This is a genomic window from Kitasatospora sp. NPDC042419, from assembly GCF_056437345.1.
The window spans coordinates 196,701-217,797 of sequence record NZ_JBWKAW010000011.1 but is presented as its reverse complement, the minus strand read 5'-3'; the positions used below and the strand labels follow the sequence as shown (position 1 = coordinate 217,797).

General features: G+C 73.3%; 16 protein-coding genes and 1 tRNA gene. 2 read left to right on the top strand and 15 right to left on the bottom strand.

The features are described from left to right. Positions 1–19 precede the first annotated feature (19 nt). Positions 20–514, top strand: a complete 495-nt coding sequence (locus tag AC067J_RS22240) for a MarR family winged helix-turn-helix transcriptional regulator (RefSeq protein ID WP_327680121.1) — start codon at positions 20–22, stop codon at positions 512–514. Between the two features lie 66 nt (positions 515–580). On the opposite strand, the gene AC067J_RS22235 is transcribed toward AC067J_RS22240, so the two are convergent. The 9 genes from AC067J_RS22235 to AC067J_RS22195 form a co-directional block, all read right to left on the bottom strand. After that, entirely contained in the window at positions 581–2,185 is a 1,605-nt protein-coding gene (locus AC067J_RS22235) for a polysaccharide biosynthesis protein (RefSeq protein ID WP_478301725.1), read from the bottom strand. A 61-nt stretch (positions 2,186–2,246) separates the two neighbouring features. Further along, positions 2,247–3,317, bottom strand: a complete 1,071-nt coding sequence (locus tag AC067J_RS22230; protein ID WP_478301723.1) for a LuxR C-terminal-related transcriptional regulator — start codon at positions 3,315–3,317, stop codon at positions 2,247–2,249. A gap of 358 nt (positions 3,318–3,675) precedes the next feature. Beyond that, positions 3,676–4,653, bottom strand: a complete 978-nt coding sequence (gene galE, locus AC067J_RS22225) for a UDP-glucose 4-epimerase GalE (RefSeq protein WP_478301722.1) — start codon at positions 4,651–4,653, stop codon at positions 3,676–3,678. 275 nt (positions 4,654–4,928) lie between these two features. After that, entirely contained in the window at positions 4,929–5,597 is a 669-nt protein-coding gene (locus AC067J_RS22220) for a response regulator transcription factor (protein WP_478301720.1), read from the bottom strand. 169 nt (positions 5,598–5,766) lie between these two features. After that, a tRNA-Thr gene (locus AC067J_RS22215) sits at positions 5,767–5,839 on the bottom strand. A gap of 224 nt (positions 5,840–6,063) precedes the next feature. Further along, on the bottom strand, positions 6,064–7,407 hold the full coding sequence (locus tag AC067J_RS22210; protein ID WP_478301718.1) for an MFS transporter: 1,344 nt from the start codon (positions 7,405–7,407) through the stop codon (positions 6,064–6,066). A gap of 172 nt (positions 7,408–7,579) precedes the next feature. Beyond that, a complete protein-coding gene (mycP, locus tag AC067J_RS22205; RefSeq protein WP_478301716.1) occupies positions 7,580–8,995 on the bottom strand; it encodes a type VII secretion-associated serine protease mycosin in 1,416 nt (471 codons plus the stop codon). 100 nt (positions 8,996–9,095) lie between these two features. Next, complete coding sequence (locus AC067J_RS22200) at positions 9,096–10,790, bottom strand: WXG100 family type VII secretion target (RefSeq protein ID WP_478301714.1); 1,695 nt, start codon at positions 10,788–10,790, stop codon at positions 9,096–9,098. Positions 10,791–10,833: 43 nt separating this feature from the next. Further along, positions 10,834–11,328: a hypothetical protein gene (locus AC067J_RS22195; RefSeq protein WP_478301712.1), complete on the bottom strand. Its 495-nt coding sequence runs from the start codon at positions 11,326–11,328 to the stop codon at positions 10,834–10,836. 516 nt (positions 11,329–11,844) lie between these two features. Between AC067J_RS22195 and AC067J_RS22190 the strand changes: the two genes are divergently transcribed. Beyond that, positions 11,845–13,761, top strand: coding sequence for an FUSC family protein (locus AC067J_RS22190; RefSeq protein ID WP_478301710.1), 1,917 nt, complete (start codon positions 11,845–11,847; stop codon positions 13,759–13,761). Between the two features lie 124 nt (positions 13,762–13,885). On the opposite strand, the gene AC067J_RS22185 is transcribed toward AC067J_RS22190, so the two are convergent. The 6 genes from AC067J_RS22185 to metG form a co-directional block, all read right to left on the bottom strand. Next, complete coding sequence (locus AC067J_RS22185; RefSeq protein ID WP_478301708.1) at positions 13,886–15,703, bottom strand: ABC-F family ATP-binding cassette domain-containing protein; 1,818 nt, start codon at positions 15,701–15,703, stop codon at positions 13,886–13,888. Between the two features lie 228 nt (positions 15,704–15,931). Next, positions 15,932–16,864, bottom strand: coding sequence for a 4-(cytidine 5'-diphospho)-2-C-methyl-D-erythritol kinase (locus tag AC067J_RS22180; protein ID WP_478301706.1), 933 nt, complete (start codon positions 16,862–16,864; stop codon positions 15,932–15,934). A gap of 16 nt (positions 16,865–16,880) precedes the next feature. After that, on the bottom strand, positions 16,881–17,774 hold the full coding sequence (rsmA, locus tag AC067J_RS22175; protein ID WP_478301704.1) for a 16S rRNA (adenine(1518)-N(6)/adenine(1519)-N(6))-dimethyltransferase RsmA: 894 nt from the start codon (positions 17,772–17,774) through the stop codon (positions 16,881–16,883). Positions 17,775–17,802: 28 nt separating this feature from the next. Continuing rightward, a complete protein-coding gene (locus AC067J_RS22170; protein ID WP_478301702.1) occupies positions 17,803–18,426 on the bottom strand; it encodes a Uma2 family endonuclease in 624 nt (207 codons plus the stop codon). Positions 18,427–18,496: 70 nt separating this feature from the next. Beyond that, positions 18,497–19,375: a TatD family hydrolase gene (locus AC067J_RS22165; protein ID WP_478301700.1), complete on the bottom strand. Its 879-nt coding sequence runs from the start codon at positions 19,373–19,375 to the stop codon at positions 18,497–18,499. Between the two features lie 49 nt (positions 19,376–19,424). Continuing rightward, positions 19,425–21,050, bottom strand: coding sequence for a methionine--tRNA ligase (gene metG / locus AC067J_RS22160; protein ID WP_478301698.1), 1,626 nt, complete (start codon positions 21,048–21,050; stop codon positions 19,425–19,427). Between the last annotated feature and the right edge of the window lie 47 nt (positions 21,051–21,097).

The window sequence follows — 21,097 nt, the reverse complement described above, 5'->3', positions numbered from 1 at the left end:
CCCCGATACACTGATCGTCATGGAGGACGAGGTCGATCGGCTGGTCGCAGCATGGCGCCGAGAGCGCCCCGACCTCGACGTGGAACCACTTGAGGTGCTCAGCCGGGTCAGCCGGCTCGCGCGGCACCTCGACCGTGCCCGCCGGGCGGCCTTCGCCGAGCACGGGCTGGAGCCCTGGGAGTTCGACGTCCTGACCGCACTGCGGCGGGCCGGCTCCCCGTACCAGCTCTCCCCCGGTCAGCTGCTCACCCAGACCCTGGTCACCTCCGGCACCATGACCAACCGGATCGACCGGCTCACCGGCAAGGGCCTGGTCAAGCGGCTGCCCGACCCGGACGACCGGCGCGGGGTCCTGGTCCGGCTCACCGACGACGGGCGCGACCGCGCCGACCAGGCACTCGCCGGACTGCTCGCACACGAGCGCGAGCTGCTCGCCCAGCTGACCGGCACCCAGCAGGGCGAGCTCGCCGGACTGCTCCGGCAACTGGTCGCACCCTTCGACAACATCCCCTGATCCGACGGGAGCACGCCTGACGGCCCGTCCGGGCGGGGCGCACCCGGGACCACCCGCGGGACGGGCTCAGAACCCGTCCGGGTAGGGCGTGCTCAGCGCCGGGACCGGGGCGGGCGCGGGCTCCGGGGTCCGGTAGCCCGGCAGCAACGCGGCCAGCCGGCGGCGCACCTCGTCGTCGCTGTTCACCGCCGCCGCCTCGTACAGCCCGGTCAGCCCGCCCGCGAGGTCCTCCGGGCCGGAGCCGGACTCGGCCAGGGTCGCGTAGATCCGGGCGTGCGCGGTCGGCAGCCGCTCCTCCCCCTCGGAGAACAGCGCCTCGTTGAGCTTCTCGCCGGCCCGCAGCCCGGTGTAGCGGATCTCCACCTCGTCCCGGGCCAGCTGCACCTGCTCGGCGAAGTTGTGCACCAGGTCGACGATCCGCACCGGCTCGCCCATGTCCAGCACGAACACCTCGCCGCCGCGCGCCATCCGGCCCGACTCCAGCACCAGGCCGACGGCCTCCTCGATGGTCATGAAGAACCGGGTCACATCGGGATGGGTGATCGTCACCGGGCCGCCGCTGCGCAGCTGTTCGGCCAGGACCGAGAGCAGCGAGCCCCGCGAGCCGAGCACGTTGCCGAACCGGACGGCGGAGAACACCCCGGTGCCGAGGTTGCGCGCGTCCCGGGCGTTGGCCTGGACGATCAGCTCGGCCAGCCGCTTGCTGGCGCCGAGCACCGACGTCGGGTCGGCCGCCTTGTCCGTGGAGATCAGCACGAACCGCTCCACACCGGTGGCCAGCGCCGCCTCCACCAGGTGGTCCGTGCCGAGCACGTTGGACTTCACCGCCTCGCTGGGGTGGCGCTCCAGCAGCGGGAGGTGCTTGTGCGCGGCGGCGTGGAACACCACCTCGGGCTTGAGGTCGCGGAAGATCTGCTGGATCCGCGGCCGGTCCCGGATGTCGGCGATCACCAGCGACTCGTCGGTGAGCAGGGCCTCGCCCCAGATCTCCAGCTGGAGCCGGTGCAGGTTGGACTCGTCGTGGTCGAGCATGTAGAGCGCGCTGGGGTTGAACGCGTGGACCTGGCGGCAGAGTTCGCTGCCGATCGAGCCGCCGGCGCCGGTCACCAGCACCCGCCGGCCCTCGATCACGTCCCGGACGTCCGCCGAGACCACGTGCACCTCGTGCCGGCCGATCAGCCGGTTGACGTCCAGGCTGCGCATGTCCGAGCCGACCACCTCGCGGCGGAGCGCGGCGAGGAAGGACGGCAGGTAGCGGACGGCGGCGCCGGCCGCGGCGGCGGCGGTGGCCAGCGCCCGGACCCGCTGCGGGGCGAGGCCGGGGATGGCCAGCGCGACCACCTGGACGCGGTGCCGGACGGCGAGCGCGGTCAGCTCGGCGAGGGTGCCGAGGACGGGGACGCCGTCCACCGACCGGCCGGCCTTGGCCGGGTCGTCGTCGAGCAGGCCGATCGGGGCGAGGCCGAAAGCGGGTGTCCGGCCGAGGTCGCGGACCAGGGCGGTGCCGGCCGCACCGGCGCCGACCACCAGGGTGCGCAGCCCCGTCGGCGGGGCCGCCTCGGTATACGAGGCCGGTCGTGGGGCGCCCGGGATCTCGTCCGGGGCGTTCACGCCCCCGTTCGCGCCCTCCTGGGCCGTGTTCGGGCGTGCGGAAGTGCTGTGCGACGACATGTGTCCTCCGGAGTTCCCTGACCTGACGGACCTGAGCCGGTGCGGCGGTGACACGGGCGGATCAGCCGGCGCCGGGAGCTGTGGTCGTGGCGACGGACGACGGGGCTGCGGGAGCGGCGGGCTCGGACGGGCTGACACCCGCCCGGCGGGCCACCGCGACGGCGGCCAGGGTGGAGTGCACCCCGAGTTTGCCGAGGACGTTCTGCATGTGCGTGCGCACGGTGTGCGGGGAGAGGTAGAGCCGCTCGGCGACGGCCTGCCGGCCGAGTCCGGCGACCATGCAGCGCAGGATCTGCTTCTCCCGCGGGGTGAGCGTGTCGACCAGGCGCTCGCTCTCGGTGCGGTCCCGGCGCGCGGTGGTGAGCTCGCGGATGACGCCGGTGAGCAGGGCGGGCGGCACGTGCGTCTCGTCCCGCAGCACACCCCGGATCACCGCCAGCAGCCTGGCCAGCGAACTCTCCTTCGCCACCCAGCCCGTGGCACCGGCGTGCAGGGCGCGGGCGGCGCGGTGCGGGTCGTCGGCGGTGGCCAGGACGATCGCCCGCAGCCCGGGGTGGTGGCGGCGGACCCGGGCCAGCAGGGTGATGCCGTCGGGTACGGGAGCGGTGGCCGACGGTGCCGCGGGGATGCCCGGGGCGGCCTGGGGCACCGGATGGGGCTCCGCCGGGTGCGGGGCGGCCGGGTGAGCGGACGGACGCGGGGCGGCCGGGTAGCGGCCGGCGGGCGTCCCGGCGGTTGTGCCGCCGATGCCGGACGGTCCGGCGCTCCCGGGTGGTCCGGCGGGGCCGGACGTTCCTGCGGTCTGGGCGCCCGACGCACCGGGGACGGCGGCCGGACGGCGGGGCGACGGCACGGCGACGGGCCTGCGGCGGAGGACTTCGGGCGGCGGGTCGACACCGGGCTGCCGGGGCCTGCGCGCGGCCGCCCCCGCCTCTGCGACTCCCAGGTCCGCGTCGACCAGGACCACGTCGAAGGCGCGTCCCTCGGTGGCGGCACGTTCCAGTGCGCGCTCCGCGGCGGCCGCGCTGCCGGCCGCGCCGACCTCGACATCGGGCTCCGCGGCGAGCGCCGCGGCCAGCGCCTCGGCGAAGATCCGGTGGTCGTCGACCACCAGGACGCGGATCCGTCCCATCGTCACTTCCCCCCTGCTCAGCTCCGGCCCGCGTTCCGGGGCGGCGCCCCGGTCCTGCCGCCGCCGTCCGGGCACTCCCGCGCCGCCACCTCCCGGGTGCCCCGGAAGGGCCGAGGTGCCGGCCCCCACCGGTACCGGAATCAGCGTACGGGGTGGGCGCCGACTCGGTGGGGGTTTGGTGAAGTTTCGTCAGGAGGTGCGAAATTGGCGTGACTTGGTGCCTCTTCGGCCACCCTTGCCCTCGGCGGGAACGCCGGAGCGCCGCCCCCGGCGTGCGGGGGCGGCGCTCCGTCCGTACCGTGCCCGGCGTGCCCGGTGTGCCTGCCGGGGCTGCGGGGGCCTGTTCGGCCGGCCGGACCTACTGGCCGTTCTTCTCCAGGGTGAACTTCCAGGCGTCGGCGACGATGTCGTCCAGGTTCGGGCGGCGCGGCGTCCAGCCCAGCTCCTTGTGGGCGCGCTCGGCCGAGGCCACCAGGACCGCCGGGTCGCCGGCGCGGCGGCCGGAGACCTGCACCGGGATCTCCCGGCCGGTCACGCGCTTGACCGACTCGATCACCTCGCGGACCGAGAAGCCGCTGCCGTTGCCGAGGTTGCAGATCAGGTGCTCGCCCGGCTTGGCCGCGTCCAGCGCCAGCAGGTGGGCGTCGGCCAGGTCGGCGACGTGGATGTAGTCGCGGATGCAGGTGCCGTCCGGGGTCGGGTAGTCGTCGCCGTACACCGCGATGTGCTCGCGCTGACCGAGCGCCGCCTGGAACACCAGCGGGATCAGGTGCGACTCGGGGTCGTGCCGCTCGCCGAACGAGACTCCGGAGGAACTGGCGTACGCACCGGCCACGTTGAAGTAGCGCAGCGAGACGGCGGCCAGGCCGTGGGCGACGGCCTCGCTGGTGATCAGGTGGTCGACGGCCAGCTTGGTGGCACCGTAGGTGTTGGTCGGCGCGGTGCGGGCGGTCTCGGCGATCGGCACGGCCTCCGGCTCGCCGTAGGTGGCGGCGGTGGAGGAGAACACCAGCTTGCGCACGCCCGCCGCGCGCATGGCGCTGATCAGCTCCAGCGAGCCGGCCACGTTGTTGCGCCAGTACTTCTCCGGGTCCGCGACCGACTCGCCGACCTGCGAGGAGGCGGCGAAGTGCAGGACACCGTCGAAGGAGGCGTCCAGCACCTTGCCGGCCTCCTGGATCCGGCCCTCGACGAACTCGACACCGGCGGGCACACCCTCGCGGAAGCCGGTGGAGAGGTCGTCCAGGACGGTCACCTGGTGCCCCGCCTCCAGCAGGTGGGCGGCCACCACGCTGCCGACATAGCCGGCGCCACCCGTGACCAGGTACTTACTCATGCTCGACCTCCAGCGGACGATGGTCCGCCGCCGTCGGCGGGCCATCGGAGACGTACGTACGACTGCGGCCTATTCTCCCTGGCCCCCGGGGGTGCTCCGGACCATCGGGGCACCCTCCCCGTGTCCGCTTCGACCCGATTCGGCCCGCCCGTACGGCCCGCGTCCACCCCTGCGACACCTCGGGCTCCGCGCACCGGCCGCACGGCGCGCGCCGTGCGGCCGCGCGCCGGTCCCGCACGCCGCGCGGGCGCGCGTCCCCGCGACCGCCGCCGCCCTCAGGGCCGGGCCATCCGGTCCAGCAGACCGGTGCGCGCCGCCACCGCGGCCGCCTCCAGACGCGTCCGCGCGCCGAGCTTCATCAGCACCCGCTGGACGTGCGTCCGCGCCGTGCTCGCGGCGATCCGCATCCCCGCCGCGATCGCCGCGGTGTCCTCACCGTCCGCGATCCGGGCCAGCACCTGCACCTCGCGCCGGGTCAGCAGCCGGAGCAAGCGCACCGCCTCGTCGTCCGGCTCGGCCGCCGGCCTGAGCAACTGGTCGAAGGCCCCCCGGAGCACCTCCACGGCGACCGCCGCCTCACCCGCCCGGGCCCGCGCGATGGCCCGCTCGACCACCTCGATCCGCTCGTCGCTCGGCACGTAACCGGCCGCCCCTGCCGCGAACGCCCCGGCCACACCGCGCAGTTCACCGACCGGACCGAGCACGATGACGGCCACCTCGGGCCGCTCCCGGCGGATCCGGCGCAGCCCTTCGAACGCCCCCGGATCAGCCGGCGCGGCCACGCCGAGCAGACACACCTCCGGCCGCCGGCCCACCACCAGATCGGCCGCCGAACCGGCCGGCGAGCCGACCGCGAGCACCCGGTGGCCGCGCAACTGGAGCGCGGTGGCCAGCGCCTCCGCCAACAGCCGGTGGTCGTCGACCACCACGAGTCGAACACCCATGAGGCCCTCCAGGTCGGCGTCCGGCCCGCACCCCCACCCGGTCGGGGCAGGCGGCCGATGACGCACCATCACAGCGCATTCCGTACCCGACTCGCTAGGCCGTCTCACCGCCACCACGGGGGCGGACACACGAAAAAGACCCCCGCCAGATGGCGGAGGTCCTTTGCCGAGCCCCCATGCGGAATCGAACCGCAGACCTTCTCCTTACCATGGAGACGCTCTACCGACTGAGCTATAGGGGCCTGTTCACTCTGTTCCCGCTCGCTCGCTGACCGCTTGCTCGCTCGAACAAGGAAGACATTACACGGCCCGGGACCGGAAAGGGAAATCGACCCGGGCCGGTGATCGCCGTGCTCACCCCTCCCCGTGCACCCGGTCGGACCCCTCCCGCGCGGCCGCCAGGCCGCTCGGCGGACCCCGCCGCCACCGACCCCGCGATTGCCGCCGCCATCGCCGCCGCCGCGCGCTACGCCGCCGGATCCGCCCCAGCCCCCGCCCCCAGGCCCGGCGCCCGGCGGCGCCCGCCGTGGGCCCCGGCCACCGCCAGGTCCGTCCCGCTCGTCTCCGGCAGCAGCCGCAGACAGAGCAGCGCCACCACCCCCCACGCCGCCAGGTACCAGCCGACCGGCTCCGCCGTCCCGTACGCCTCCGTCAGCCTGGTCGCGATCAACGGAGTCGTCGCCCCGCCCACCACCCCGCCCAGGTTGTACGTGAGCGCCGCCCCCGTGTACCGCACCCGGGTCGGGAACAGCTCCGGCAGGAACGCCGCCAACGGCCCCAGCAGGCACCCCAGCACCACCATCGCCCCCGCCAGCGCGACGAACATCAGCGGCCGCCGCACCGTCTCCAGCAGCGGGAACAGCACCAGCGCCCACGCCACCGCCAGCACCGTCGCCCCCTGCAGCGTCCGCCGCCGCCCCCACTCGTCACTGCGCCGCGCACTCAGCCACACCGTCACGCCCTTCCCCACCGCGCCCGCCAGCAGCATCGACAGCACCAGCGTGCTCGGCACGCCGAGACCCGTCGTGGCGTACGCCAACGCGTACGTGGTGGTCAGGTAGAACAGCGCGTACCCCACCGTGATCGCACCGCAGCCGACCAGCACCGTCCGCCAGTGCCCGCGCAACACCTCCACCACCGGCGCCCGCTCCACACCCGTACGCGCCTCCCCCTTGAACAGCGGCGTCTCCTCCACCCGCAACCGCACGAACAGCCCCACCGCCACCAGCGCCAACGACGCCAGGAACGGCACCCGCCAGCCCCAGGAACGGAACGCCGCCTCGTCCAAACCCAGTTGGAGCGCCAGGAAAACCCCGTTGGCCAGCACGAACCCGCTGGTCGGCCCCAACTGCAAGTAGGCCCCGTACCGCCCGCGCTGCCCGGCCGGCGCGTTCTCCGCCACCAGCAGCGCCGCGCCGCCCCACTCCCCGCCCAGCCCCACCCCCTGGCAGACCCGCAGCACCACCAGCGCCACCGGCGACCACCACCCCCACACGTCGAACCCCGGCAGCAGCCCCACCGCCGCCGTCGACAGCCCCATCAGCAGCAGCGACACCACCAGCGTCGTCTTCCGCCCCAGCCGGTCCCCGAAGTGCCCGAACGCCACCGCCCCCAGCGGCCGCGCCAGGAACGCCACCGCGTACACCGAGAACGCCGCCAACAGCGCCCCCACCGTGCCCAGTTCGGGAAAGAACACCCCGCCGAAGACGAGCGCCGCCGCCGTCCCGTAGATGAAGAAGTCGTAGAACTCGATCGCCGTGCCGATCAGCGCCGCAGCCGCAGCCCGCCGCATCTGTCCCTTCGCACCCATACCACCACCCTGACGACCACCCCACCCCCCGGACCAGCACCCACCCGGGTGACACCAGCGCCCTCAGCCCGCCACGCGCCGCCCCGCACGCCGGTCCCCAACCCGCCCCGCGGGGACGGGACATCCCCGCTGGAGCCGCTCAAGGCCCCGGGACACGCCCCGGGCGGTGGAACTACCGCGCGTACGGGTTGTCACCCGGCAGAACCGACGGAGGCCCGTACGACGGCGGAGGCGGAACCTCACCCGGCACGCCGGACGGCTGCACCGGCACCGCGACCGGCACCTGCCGCCCCGCCGCCCGCCGCCGCCTCACGAACACCACCACACCGACCACCAGCACCAACACCAGTCCCCCGGCCACGGCCACCGCGATCGGCACCGCCATACCGGAATCGGACCCCTCCCCGGCCACGGACTGCACCACCGGCCCGCCGACCGGAGTACTCCCCTCCCCGGGCGCGGGCGCAGGCACCGCCGAGGACGCCGCCGGACTCGCCTGAGCCGACGGGGCCGAGGAGGAGGGAGCGGGCGAGGGCCCACCGACCGCCTGCTCCGGAATCGGGTACACATCCGCCGGCCCCGGATCCCCCGGCTCGGTCAGCGCGACTCTCGGCCGCACAATGCCATAGCCGACGATGTCGTTCCGATTGGATCCGTCCGTGGGCTTCCCGGCGGTGTTGATGAGGACACGCGCGACCTGGTTCGCGGTCCATTCCGGATGCGCCGACCACACCAAAGCCGCCGAAGCGGACACCAACGCCGTCGCATCGGACGTACCGTGGCCCTTGCAGTAGCCCGAGGATGCACTGCAGGAGCTGTAGATATCCACGCCGGGCGCAGTGAGGTCAACCTGCAACCCCTGCTCGGATTCCGCCGTCACCATGCCGTTCCGATCAACGGCACCCACACCTAGCACGAGCGGAATCGCCCCCGGGTATTCGACCGGGTTCCCGGCCTGCGCCGAGTTCCCGACACTGGCAACCACCAGTGCCCCCTTGCTGCCTGCATAGGCCACAGCGTTCCTCAAAGCCGCGACATCTGAAGCGCTGGCACCGCCAGCAGAGCTCCCCTGGGAAACACTGATGACCTTCGCGCCCTGGTCCGCGGCATATGTGATTGCCTGTGTGATCTGCCCAAGGAACTCGGCCGAATAGACATCGCTTCCGGAGTTCGAGTTGTTCTTGATTTTCACCGGCAACAACTTGGCACCAGGGGCGAGACCATAGGCCCCCTTGCCACTCATTCCCCTTCCGGTGCCCGCAATAATCCCTGCCATCTGCGTTCCATGGCCGGTCTTGTCGTCCGCGATCCCGCCCGGAAGTCCACTCAGATCCTTTCCGGGAAGAAATTGCCCGGAAAGGTCCGGGTGATCAAGCCTGAACCCACTGTCAATCACCGCAACGGTAATACCCTGCCCCTTGCTGATCTTCCAGATCTCGGCCACCTTCATGACATCGAGGTGCCACTGCTGCTCGCGAATCGACTCCACCGCGACCGCGGGAACCGCCGCCGGACCGGCAACGATCCCCGCCGCCAGCATCGCTGCGGCGATCCCCCGCCCGCGCACCCGTACGTCCGTCCGCCGCATCACAGCTCCCTCGTCGGTCTCCCCGCAGGGCGAGGACACTCCCCGGACAGGTCTGCCCGGCCACCGGGGTGAGCCCAGTGGCCGGGCAGTCGTTCGCTCGTTACTCAACCACGCCAGGGTTGCTCTTCGGAGAACCGCCGGTCCAGGTCTCCTCGTCCTCGTGCAGGTAGTCGGCCCGCCGGCGGCGCTCGCGTCCGCTCCGCTCCGCCGTACCGCCCATCATGCCCGGGCCCATCATGCCGTTCTGGGTCTGACGCGCCCCGCCCTCGGCCGCTGCCCCGGTGGCAGTGGCCCGGTTGCGCAGACCGCTCCCGCCAGGCGTGAACTCCCCGCCGGCCACCGGGCCCTTCTGCCCTCCGACCACACCGCCGCCGGTCGAACCGGGGCCCCGGCCACGCGAGCCGCCCCCGACAACGCCGCCGCCACCATGGCCACCCAGGCCCGGCTGGATGCCGCCGCCCATTCCGCCGAAGCCGCCCTGGCCTCCGGCCCCGCCGGACCGCCCCTGGGCCTCCCTGGCCCCGAAGACCGGACCGGTGGCGCCTCCCGGACCCGACCCACCGCTCTTGGCCGGCGGGTTGCCGCCCCCGATGGTGCTGGCCCGGTTCGGCGGGACCGACCCGCCACCACCCTTGACGGGGACCGGTCCGCCACCGAGAGGACCGGTGCCTCCGAACGGAACAGGCCCGCCACCGGGGTAGAGGCCGGGACCGCCGCCGGGCACCGTCGGGTACCCGGGTCCGCCTCCCTGGGTGTAGGGCGGCACGGGACCGCCTCCGCCCGGACCCACCGGACCGGTCTGGCCGGGCAGGGTCGGTACGGGCGGAAGGCTGTCAAGCCCGGTCGCAGGGCGGTCGGTGGGGTACGGCGGCAGCGGGGACGATCCGGACGCACCCGGGTCATGCGGCAGCGGCACCGATCCACCATCGGCCGACGGGACCGGCGTGACGTGCCCCGGCGAGCCCGTCCCCTGCGGAGCCGATGCGGACGGACGGGGCGTCACGGATCCGCCGCCACCAGCGGCTGGGCTGTAGCCACCACCGCCGTAGCCACCACCGGCCGGGCTGTAGCTGCCACCGCTGTAGCCGGAAGCAACCCTTCGCGAACCACGCGCGGCACTGCCAGAACCTCCAGAGCCCCCTCCGCCACCGGCACCTACCTCGGTCAAGCCACCACGTTCGCCACCGTCCGCTGCCCCCGGCAGATCCGGCAGCTTGAGTCCGTTCAGCTTGGTGGTCGCCGCGTCGTACGCCTGCGCCAGCTTCTCCATCTGGTGGATGGCTTCCTGGTGCGCGGCCTCGACCCGCTTCTGTGCCGCTGCGGCCTCCGCGTAGGAGACCCAGGTCGGGTCTTCCTTCTTCATGATCGCGTCGGTCATCGCGGCCGGGTTTCCGATACCGGCCACGCTCACCGTCGAGGGCTTCAGGCAAGGCTGCTTGGAATGCCGGGACACCGTGTCGATGTCTGTCTTCGGCGGCTCCGGCACGCCGGTCTTGGCGGTGCTCAGCGCCTCGCCGGCCTGGACCATCGCGTCGCCGGCGCCCTTCGAGAACTCGCTGATCATGGCGGCCGACTTGTTCAGGTCGGTGGCCCAGGTCTTGAAGCTCTCGGCGGCCGGGCCTTCCCACTGGATCTGGCCCAGGTGGGCGGCCAGCGCCCGGCTGAGGTCGTCCAGGACCCGGCTGGCTGCCTTGAGTTGGTTGCCCCGGCTGGCCACCTTTGCGGGATCGCTGTTGATGACCATCGACTTGAGCTTGGCGTGCTCGATCCCCTCGAAGTTCGTCCCGCCTGCCATCAGTTGCTCCCCGTGTCGCTGGAACTCTTCCCCCGGACCGTCATCATGAGAAGGAGCCGCCGCCGCCCTGCTTCGGCGCAGGCCCGTTCGGACCGGCCGCCGGGGTGTAGGTGTCGGCGTTCTTCGCGACCGCCTTGGCCGCCGCGGTCTGGTGCTCCTCGTTGCTCCCGTACGTGCCCGCCGTCTGCGCGACCGCCGTGCTCATCTTGGCGATCTGGTCGGCGAAGGCCTTCGAGAGCTGTGCGATGGCCGCGTGCGTCTTGTCGTACGCGGCCATCAGGTCCTTGGACTCGCTGAAGCCGGTGCCGAGGTTCCCCTCCGTCAGCTTCTGCTCCTTGACCTTGTGCTGGGCGGCCTCCGAGCCTTCCAGCGAGGCCAGCAGTGCGTCGACCTTCTTCTTGAAGTTGGTCAGCGTGTCGAGCTCGACCTTGACGTCCTTGGAGCCGAACGCCGCCACCAGTGCGGTGGCGCTGACGTCCACCTGGACCTGGCTGACCGTCCTGCCGATCCAACTGTTGTCGAGCGACCACGACTTCACTTCACCGTTCGGGCCATCCGCCCAGCCCGCGCCGCCCGGTCCAGCCTCGCCTGGCACAGCATTCACCTCTCCCCCGTGCGCGGGGCACCCCCCTGGGCACCGCGCCGCGACACACCGTCAACTACTCGGCCGTGCAGGTTGAACAGGTCCGACGGGTCGCACCGTCCACCCGGCGCGGCCGTCCGCCCCTCGGGACGGATGTCACCCGGTCATGGTAGCCACCGGGCCCGTCGGGCGGGCAGATCCCATGGCCCGCCTGTACGCGATCGGTACGAACTTGACACGTGCGGGGAGCGCCCGCGTACCCCGGCCGCGCCACCCACCAACCGGGGTTCTGCCCCTCCTCCGCTCCTCCCCCTCCCGGCGGCCAAAGGCCCCCGGCGGCCCGGCGGTTAGACTGGCCGGGTCCGGTTCCGCCGGATACGACCTCATCTGCCGCGCAATGTCGCACAGCAGCGATCCGGGCCGCCCCGTCCCCTCCCGGGGCAGGCCCCGCAGCAGATCGGATGCAGCCACGTGACCGCCGCCCCGTCCGCCGAATCCCCCTGGTGGGCCCGTGCCGCCCGGCCGGCGCGTCCGCCGCTGCCGCTGGCGTTGATGGTGCGTGCCGCGTTGGGCATGGCGGTGCCGCTGGCAGCCGGCCTGCTCACGGACCGCGTGGACCTCGGCGTGTTCGCCGGCTTGGGCGCCATGCATGCCACCATGAACGACCGCATCGAGCCGGTCCGGCTGCGCGCGCCGCGGATCGGCGGCGCGATCCTCGCGTCGGCGCTCGGCATGCTGATCGGGTCCGCTCTGCAGCACCTCGGCCCGCCGGCGCTCGCGCTGGGCGCCGCGCTGACCGTCACGGCTTTCGTTTCGGGCGCGTTGAGCGCGACCGGCCCGCGCGGTTCGGCGGCCGGCATGCTGCTGCTGGTCTCCGCCGCGCTGGGCAGCGGCATGCCGTTGCCCGACCCGTGGTGGGCGGCGGCGCCGATGATGCTGGCTGGTGCGGCGTTCGTGGTCCTGTCGGGCCTGCCGTTGCGCAGCTACCGGCTGCCGGGCGCGGATCCGCGCAACCGTGCGCTGGCGGCCGCGTACGACGCGCTGGGCCGGGTGCTGGCCGATCTGGGGACGCCGCGGGGTGCGGCCTCCCGCCAGGTGCTGACGGCCCGGCTGAACCAGGTGCAGGACCTGCTGCCCCCGCCCCACCCCCGTCTTCCGGATTCGCCGCGTACGGTGCGGCTGCGCCGGATGTACGAGGCGGCGCTGGCGGCGACGGAGGCGGCGGCCGGCCTGTTGTGGGCGTGGCGGCCGGTGCCGGCCGAGGTCGCTGCGGTGCCCGCCCGGTTGGCGCGGGCCGTTGAGCGCGGCGGCGGCGAGGTGCCGGTGCCGGACTGGCTGCCGGACACGCCGTCCCGGCGGGCGCTGGACGTGGCGCTGCGGGCGGCCGCGGAGACGGTCGCGGGCCGCGAGGCCACGCTGGGCACCGCGCCCGTGCCGCCGCCGGATCCGTGGCGGCTGCGGGTGCGGCTGCTGTCGCCGGCCTCGGTCCGGTACGGGCTGCGGGTGGCGCTCTGCATCGCGGTCGGCGCGGCCGTCACGGCCGCGCTGCCGCTCAGCAAGAGCTACTGGGTGCCGATGACGATCGCTTTCGTGCTGAAGCCGGACCTCGGCTCGGTGTTCCTGCGTGCGGTGAGCCGCTCGATCGGGACGGTCCTGGGGGTGGCGGTGACGGCGGGCCTGCTCTCGTTGACCACGGACGCCTGGGCGCTGACCGGGATCGCCGCGCTGTGCGTCGCGCTGCTGCCGTACGCGACGGCGGCGCACTACGGGCTCAACACCGTGGTGATGACGCCGATGGCGCTGGTCCTGCTGGAGTTGGGCGGGCAGAGCGGGGCGGCCGAGTTCTGGCCCCGGCTGCTGGACACCGTGCTCGCCAGCGCGATCGTGCTGCTGTTCGGCTACCTGCTGTGGCCGGAGCGCGCGCGTCACCGCATCGAGCCGCGTCTGGTGGCCGCGGCCGCGGCGCTGAAGGACTACCTGGCCTCGGTGGCGCAGCAGGGCGGTCCGGAGCCGCTCGCCGAGGTGTGGTTGCGCCGGACGGCCTATCGGGCGCTGGCCGATGCCCGGGCGGAGGTGGAGCAGGGGTTGTCCGAGCCGCCTCCGACGGGGCGGCTGGCCGCGCGGTGGCTGCCTGCGACGGCGGCGCTGGAGCGGCTGAGCGGTGCGGTGGCGGCGTACGCGGCGCAGCGCCGGTACGGCGGCCGGGTGCCGGATCCGGCCGAGGTGGACCGGGTCCGGCGGGCGTTGGACGAGCTGACGGCGGCGGCCCGCGCGCACCGCCCGCCCATGCGTGCGGCGGTGCGTCCGACCCGGCCGCACGACCCGGCGCGCAGCGCGCTGGGCCGTGCGGCGGACGAGCTGGACACGCTCCTCAGCGGGAACCCGTAAGGCACTCCGCCCAGCCCGCGCACCCAGCCCCGCTCAGCCCAGCCCCGCCCAGCCCGCCGATGCACGCGCCCAGCGCAGCTCAACCCCGCCCGCCCAGCCCCGCTCAGCCCCGCTCCCCCAGGACCTAGACCTGCTCGGCCAGCTCCAGCCAGCTCATCTCCAGCTCCTCCTTCTCCTCCCGCACCGCCCGCAGCTGGGTGTCCAGCTCGGCGACCTTGGAGAAGTCGGCGGCGTGCTCGGCCAGTTGGGCGTGCAGCTTGGACTCCTTCTCGTCCAGCTTGGCGATCTGCCGCTCCAGCTTCTGCATCTCCTTCTTCGCGGCCCGCGCGTCGCCGGCCGAGAGCCCGGGGGCCTCGGCGGCGGCGGCACCGGACGCGGCGGCGGGGGTGGCCGGGGCCGCGGCGGCGGCCATCCGGGCCCGCCGCTCCAGGTACTCGTCGACGCCGTTCGGCAGCATCCGCATCCGCTGGTCGCCGAGCAGCGCGAACGTCACGTCCGTGGTCCGCTCGATGAAGAAACGGTCGTGGCTGATGACGACCATCGAGCCGGGCCAGCCGTCGAGGAGGTCCTCCAGCTGGTTGAGCGTCTCGATGTCGAGGTCGTTGGTGGGCTCGTCGAGGAAGAGCACGTTCGGCTCGTCCATGAGCAGCCGGAGCAGCTGGAGCCGGCGCCGTTCGCCGCCGGACAGGTCGCCGAGCGGCGTCCACTGCTTGTCCTTGCCGAAGCCGAACTGCTCGCAGAGCTGGCCGGCGCTCATCTCCCGGCCCTTGCCGAGGTCGACCCGCGAGCGGACCTGCTCGACGGCCTGGAGCACCCGGATGGCCGGGTCGAGCTCGGCGACCTCCTGGGAGAGGTACGCCAGCCGGACCGTCTTGCCGACCTTGATCACGCCGGACGCGGGCTGGACGTCGCCCTCGGAGGCGTAGGCGTCGCGCATCGCGCGCAGCAGCGAGGTCTTGCCGGCGCCGTTGACGCCGAGCAGGCCGATCCGGTCGCCGGGGCCGAGCTGCCAGGTCAGGTTCTCCAGCAGCAGCTTGGGGCCGGCCTTGACGGTCACGCCCTCCAGCTCGAAGACGGTCCGGCCGAGGCGGGCGTTGGCGAACTTCATCAGCTCGCTCTTGTCGCGCGGCTCGGGGACGTCGGCGATCAGCGCGTTGGCGGCCTCGATCCGGTAGCGCGGCTTGGACGTGCGGGCGGGGGCGCCGCGGCGCAGCCAGGCGAGCTCCTTGCGGGCCAGGTTCTGGCGCTTCTGCTCCTCGACGGCCTCGATCCGAGACCGCTCGGCGCGCGAGAAGACGTAGTCGGAGTAGCCGCCCTCGTACTCGTGGACGGCGCCGTGCTGGACGTCCCACATGCGGGTGCAGACCTGGTCGAGGAACCAGCGGTCGTGGGTGACGCAGACGAGTGCGGAGCGGCGGGCCTGGAGGTGCTTGGCGAGCCAGGCGATGCCCTCGACGTCGAGGTGGTTGGTGGGCTCGTCGAGGACGATCAGGTCGGGCGAGCCGAGCAGCAGCTTGGCGAGGGCGATCCGGCGGCGCTCGCCACCGGAGAGCGGGCCGATGACGGTGTCCAGGCCGTTGGGGAAGCCGGGCAGGTCGAGGCCGCCGAAGAGGCCCTCGATGATGTCGCGGATGCGGGCGTCGCCGAGCCACTCGTGGTCGGCGCGGTCGGCGATGACCTCGTGCCGGATGGTGGCCTCGGGGTCGAGCGAGTCGTGCTGGGTGAGGACGGCGAGCTGGAGGCCGCCGGAGTGGGTGATCCGCCCGCCGTCCGGTTCCTCCAGCTTGGCGAGCATCCGGATCAGGGTGGTCTTGCCGTCCCCGTTGCGTCCGACGACGCCGATCCGGTCGCCCTCGCTGACGCCGAGGCTGACCCCGTCCAGAAGGGCCCGGGTGCCGTAGACCTTCGTGACGGACTCGATGGTGGCGAGGTTGACGGCCACGTGTGCTGCGCTCCAGGGTTCGAGGACTCGGGGCTCGGGCGGAGCCCCGATCCTCCCCAGCCTAGTGGGCCGCCCCGGCCGACCCGGCCGCCGAGCTTTTCCCCGGGACCGGGCTCACGCCGTCACGGGCGCCCGCCGAGCCACCGCGGCGGGCCGCCGGCGCCCCGGGCCCGACCAGGCCCGGGACCAGGCTCCGCCACCGCGCCACACCACCTCGCCACTGCTGCCTCAGCCTCCGAGGACGGCCGCCCCCGGCACCGGTCCGTGGGTGGCGTGCGCGGCCCGGCAGCTGCCGGAGGCGCGCAGCGCGGCCGCGACGGCCTCCGCCGCGTCGGCGTCCTTGGCGAGGAAGGCGCAGGTCGGGCCGGAGCCCGAGACCAGCGCCCCGAGCGCACCGGCCTCGGTGCCGGCCCGCAGGGTGTCGGCGAGGGCCGGCCGCAGCGACAGCGCGGCCGGCTGCAGGTCGTTGGCGAGCGCAGCGGCCAGGGCGACGGCGTCGCCGTCGGCGAGGGCGGCGAGCAGTGCCGGGTCGGCGTCGGGGGTGGGCACCTCGGTGTCGGCGGAGCCGGTTCCGGCCTCCTCGCGGAGGCGGTCGCACTCCCGGAAGACGGCGGGGGTGGAGAGGCCGCCGTCGGCGACCGCGAAGACCCAGTGGAAGGTGCCGGTGACGGGCAGCGCTTCGAGGATCTCGCCCCGGCCGCGGCCGAGGGCGACGCCGCCGGCCAGGGCGAACGGCACGTCCGAGCCGAGTTCCGCCGCCAGGTCGAGCAGCACCTCCGGGGAGGTGGCCAGGCCCCACAGCGCGTCGCAGGCGACCAGCGCCGCCGCACCGTCGGCGCTGCCGCCGGCCATGCCGCCGGCCACCGGGATGGCCTTGGCGATGTGCAGGTGGACGTCGGGCTCGGCGAGGCCGTGGTGGGCGGCGAGCAGCCGGGCGGCGCGGGCGGCGAGGTTGCTGCCGTCCAGCGGGACGGCGTCGGCGTCCGGCCCGGTGCAGGCGAGCGTGACGCCCTGCCCGGGTTCGCCCTCGGTCGCCGTCACCTCGTCGCCGAGGGCGACGGCGAAGAAGACGTTGGCCAGGTCGTGGAAGCCGTCGGCGCGCAGGCCGCCGACCCCCAGCTGGACGTTGACCTTGGCGGGGACACGTACCGTGACGCTCACTGAAGTCCTCAGTCCCTTACTCGGGCTTGTGCCGGGGTTCGTGCTCGGGCTTGTGCTCGGCGATCGCGGCGAACTGCTCCACCGTCAGCATCTCGCCGCGCAGCTTGTGGTCGATCCCGGCCGCGGCGAGCGCCTGCTCGGCGGCGGCGGCGGAGCCGGCCCAGCCGGCGAGCGCGGCGCGCAGGGTCTTGCGGCGCTGGGCGAACGCGGCGTCGACGACCGCGAACACCTCGTCCCGGGTGGCGGTGGTGGCGGGCGGGTCGCGGCGGATCAGCGAGACCAGTCCGGAGTCGACGTTGGGCGCGGGCCAGAACACGTTCCGCCCGATGGCACCGGCGCGCTTCACGTCGGCGTACCAGTTGGCCTTGACGGACGGCACGCCGTACACCTTGTTGCCGGGCTTGGCGGCCAGGCGGTCGGCGACCTCGCTCTGCACCATCACCAGCGTCCGCTCGATGCTGGGGAAGGTCGCGAGCATGTGCAGCAGCACCGGCACGGCGACGTTGTACGGGAGGTTGGCGACCAGCGCGGTCGGCGCGGGGCCGGGCAGCTCGGTGACCACCATGGCGTCGCTGAACACCAGGTCGAAGGAGTCGGCCTTGCCCGGCATCCGGGCGGCGACGGTGTCCGGCAGGTGCTGCGCGAGTACCGGGTCGATCTCGACCGCCGTGACGTGCCGGGCGGCCTCCAGCAGGGCCAGGGTCAGCGACCCGAGCCCGGGTCCGACCTCGACCACCGCGTCCTCGGCGGTCACCTCCGCGGCCCGGACGATCCGCCGCACGGTGTTGCCGTCGATGACGAAGTTCTGCCCGCGCTGCTTGGTCGGCTTGACGCCGAACGCTTCCGCCAGCGCCCGGATGTCCGCGGCGCCGAGCAGGTGGCTGTCAGGGGTGGGGTCGGTGGTGCTCACGCGCCAAGGATACGGGCGCGGCGGGCGCTCAGAGTTCGACGACCGCCGCGAGGTCGATCTCCACGGGGTACGGCACGGTGGTCCTCAGCACGCCCTCGTGCTGGGCGACGGGCAGGTAGACGCCCTTCTCCTCGTCCCGGTGGAACTCGTGGACGATCGGGAGGTTGTCGACGCCGCGCTCGACCCGCCAGTAGTAGGGGATGTTCTTCTCGGCGTACTGCCCGGGCTTGCGGAAGCGGTCGTTGGCCCGGGTGCCGTGCGAGACGACCTCGACGGTGAGGGCCACCACCTCGGGCGGGAGGCATTCGAGCTCGAAGACGTCGAGGTCCGTCTTGTCGAACACCACGACGTCCGGCTTGGTCGTGTTGTCCTCGTCCAACAGCACGCAGCGCTCGACGTTGGCCGCGTAGGGCGTGACCCGTGCGGCGAACAGGGCCATGAAGAGCCTGTCGCGCACCTGGTCGTGCCACTGATTCGTCTGCCCCCGGACCACGATGACTCCGTCCACCAGATCCCAATCGAACGGCAGGTCGAGGTTCTTGACCTGCTCGTACGTCCAGTCCTGGGACAGCGGACTCGTCCTGTCCTGGTGGTCCCCGACGGGTTCGTCGATCGGCATGGCGGTCATGGCCACCTCCCTCACTGCACTCATGCTAGCCAGCCTAGGAGTGCCCCGGGAGTGCCGAATCGTTCCTCCGGAACCCGATGTCCGTTCGATCGGATCAGTAGCCGAAGGCCCGCGCCGTGTTCGCCGCGATGGCCGTCGACAGCTCGTCCTCGTGCAGTCCCAGCGTGTCCGCCATCGACCGCACCGTGACCGGGATCAGGTACGGCGCGTTGGGGCGGCCGCGGTAGGGGTGCGGGGTGAGGAAGGGCGCGTCCGTCTCGACCAGGATCCGGTCGAGCGGGGTCACCGCCAGGGCGTCCCGCAGCGGCTGGTTGGCCTTGAAGGTGACCGGACCGGCGAAGGACAGGTACCAGCCGTGCTCGGCGCAGACCTTGGCCATCTCGGCGTCGCCGGAGTAGCAGTGGAAGACGGTCCGCTCGGGTGCGCCCTCGGCCAGCAGGACGGCGATGACGTCCTCGTGGGCGTCCCGGTCGTGGATCACCAGGGCCTTGCCGTGCCGCTTGGCCATCTCGATGTGGCGGCGGAACGACTCCTTCTGGATCTCCACGCCCTCCGGCCCGGTGCGGAAGTAGTCGAGGCCGGTCTCGCCGACCGCGACGACCTGCGGCAGTGCGGCGAGCGCGTCGATCTCGGCCAGCGCCGCGTCCAGCGCCGCGGCCCCGCCGGGGGCCCGCCGCCGGCCGGACCAGCCGTCCGGGTCGCCGAGGAAGATCCTCGGCGCCTCGTTGGGGTGCAGGGCGACGGCCGCGTGCACCTGCTCGTACCGGGCCGCCAGCTCGGCGGCCCAGTGCGAGCCGGGCACGTCGCAGCCGACCTGGACGACGGCGGCCACCCCGACCGAGGCGGCGCGTGCCAGGCCCTCGGCGGGGGTGCCGGACTGCATGTCCAGGTGGGTGTGCGAGTCGGCCACCGCGACCGCCAGCGGGGCCGGCAGCGGCGGCGGGGTCGACCGGTCGTCGTCCTTCTTCGGCATCAGTCGTCGTCCTTCTCTGCCACGGGGGCGGGCCTCAGGAGGGCGGGCCTCAGGAGGCCGGCTTCTCTTCGAGCCGCGGGAACAGGATCTCGCCCTTGGTGACGGTGGAGCCGACCGGCAGCAGGCCCCACTGGGCCGCACCGGCGACGGTCTGGCCCGCGAGCGCGCCCAGGCCCTCGGCCGCGCCCAGCGAGAGCCAGAGCTTCTCGGCGGTGGCCGGCATGACCGGGTTGAGCAGCACGGCGGTGGCGCGCAGCGACTCGGCGGCGGTGTAGAGGATGGTGGCCAGGCGGGCCCGGCCCTCGGCCGAGTCGTCCTTGGCGACCTTCCACGGCTCCTGCTCGGTGAGGTAGCCGTTGACCTGCTTGACGAACTCGAAGATCGCCGCGAGGCCGCCGGCGAAGTCCAGCTCCTCGCCGATCTTCCGGTCGGCGGTCTCCACCGCGGCCGCGAGGCCGGCCGCGACGGCCTGCTCGGCGTCGCCGTGGGCGGTCGAGGCCGGGAGCGCCCCGTCGAAGTACTTGCCGACCATGGCCGCGACCCGGGAGGCGAGGTTGCCGAAGTCGTTGGCCAGCTCGGAGGTGTACCGGGCGGAGAAGTCCTCCCAGGAGAACGAGCCGTCGGTGCCGAACGGGATCGCCCGCAGGAAGTAGTAGCGGTACGCGTCGACGCCGAAGTGCGAGGTCAGGTCGGTCGGGGCGATGCCGGTCAGGTTGGACTTGGACATCTTCTCGCCGCCGACCATCAGCCAGCCGTTGGCGACGACGCGCTTGGGCAGCGGCAGCCCGGCGGCCATCAGCATCGCGGGCCAGATCACCGCGTGGAAGCGGAGGATGTCCTTGCCGACGAGGTGCACGGAGGCCGGCCACAGCTCGGCGAACCGCTCCGGGTCGGCGCCGTAGCCGGCCGCGGTGATGTAGTTCTGGAGCGCGTCGACCCACACGTAGAGGACGTGCTTCTCGTCCCAGGGCAGCGGAACGCCCCAGTTGAAGGTGGAGCGGGAGATGGAGAGGTCCTGCAGGCCCTGCTCGACGAAGCGCAGCACCTCGTTGCGGGCCGTCTCGGGGGCGATGAAGCCGGGGTTCTCGGCGTAGAACTCCAGCAGCTTCGGGCCGTAGGCGGAGAGGCGGAAGAAGTAGTTCTCCTCCTCCAGCCACTCGACCGGCTTCTTGTGGATCGGGCAGAGCTTCTCGTCCTCGGTGGCGCCGTCGAGCAGTTCGGCGGGGAGCTTGTACTCCTCGCAGCCGACGCAGTACGGGCCGGAGTAGCCGCCCTTGTAGATCTCGCCCTTGTCGTACAGGTCCTGGACGAACTCCTGCACCCGGGCGGTGTGCCGCTCCTGGGTGGTGCGGATGAAGTCGTCGTTGGCGATCTCCAGGTGCTGCCAGAGCGGCTTCCAGGCCTCTTCGACCAGCTTGTCGCACCACTCCTGCGGGGTGACGCCGTTGGCCTCGGCGGTGCGCAGGATCTTCTGACCGTGCTCGTCGGTGCCGGTCAGGTACCACACCTTCTCGCCGCGCTGGCGGTGCCAGCGGGTGAGGACGTCGCCCGCCACGGTGGTGTACGCGTGGCCGAGGTGGGGGCGATCGTTGACGTAGTAGATCGGGGTGGTGACGTAGTACGCGGGGGTGGTGTCCCCGGTGCTGCTGGTGCTGTGGTCTGCAGTGGCCGCCATGGTCGGAAAGCTTAGTCGGGTGCGCGGACCGCCCTCGACCGATCACG

Excerpts from the sequence above, each read along its gene's own strand:
- galE (WP_478301722.1), bottom strand. The coding sequence starts at position 4,653 with ATGAGTAAGTACCTGGTCACGGGTGGCGCCGGCTATGTCGGCAGCGTG.
- AC067J_RS22235 (WP_478301725.1), bottom strand. The coding sequence starts at position 2,185 with ATGTCGTCGCACAGCACTTCCGCACGCCCGAACACGGCCCAGGAGGGC.
- metG (WP_478301698.1), bottom strand. The coding sequence starts at position 21,050 with ATGGCGGCCACTGCAGACCACAGCACCAGCAGCACCGGGGACACCACC.
- AC067J_RS22200 (WP_478301714.1), bottom strand. The coding sequence starts at position 10,790 with ATGGCAGGCGGGACGAACTTCGAGGGGATCGAGCACGCCAAGCTCAAG.
- AC067J_RS22220 (WP_478301720.1), bottom strand. The coding sequence starts at position 5,597 with ATGGGTGTTCGACTCGTGGTGGTCGACGACCACCGGCTGTTGGCGGAG.
- AC067J_RS22230 (WP_478301723.1), bottom strand. The coding sequence starts at position 3,317 with ATGGGACGGATCCGCGTCCTGGTGGTCGACGACCACCGGATCTTCGCC.
- AC067J_RS22210 (WP_478301718.1), bottom strand. The coding sequence starts at position 7,407 with ATGGGTGCGAAGGGACAGATGCGGCGGGCTGCGGCTGCGGCGCTGATC.
- mycP (WP_478301716.1), bottom strand. The coding sequence starts at position 8,995 with ATGCGGCGGACGGACGTACGGGTGCGCGGGCGGGGGATCGCCGCAGCG.
- AC067J_RS22170 (WP_478301702.1), bottom strand. The coding sequence starts at position 18,426 with ATGAGTGCAGTGAGGGAGGTGGCCATGACCGCCATGCCGATCGACGAA.
- AC067J_RS22240 (WP_327680121.1), top strand. The coding sequence starts at position 20 with ATGGAGGACGAGGTCGATCGGCTGGTCGCAGCATGGCGCCGAGAGCGC.
- AC067J_RS22165 (WP_478301700.1), bottom strand. The coding sequence starts at position 19,375 with ATGCCGAAGAAGGACGACGACCGGTCGACCCCGCCGCCGCTGCCGGCC.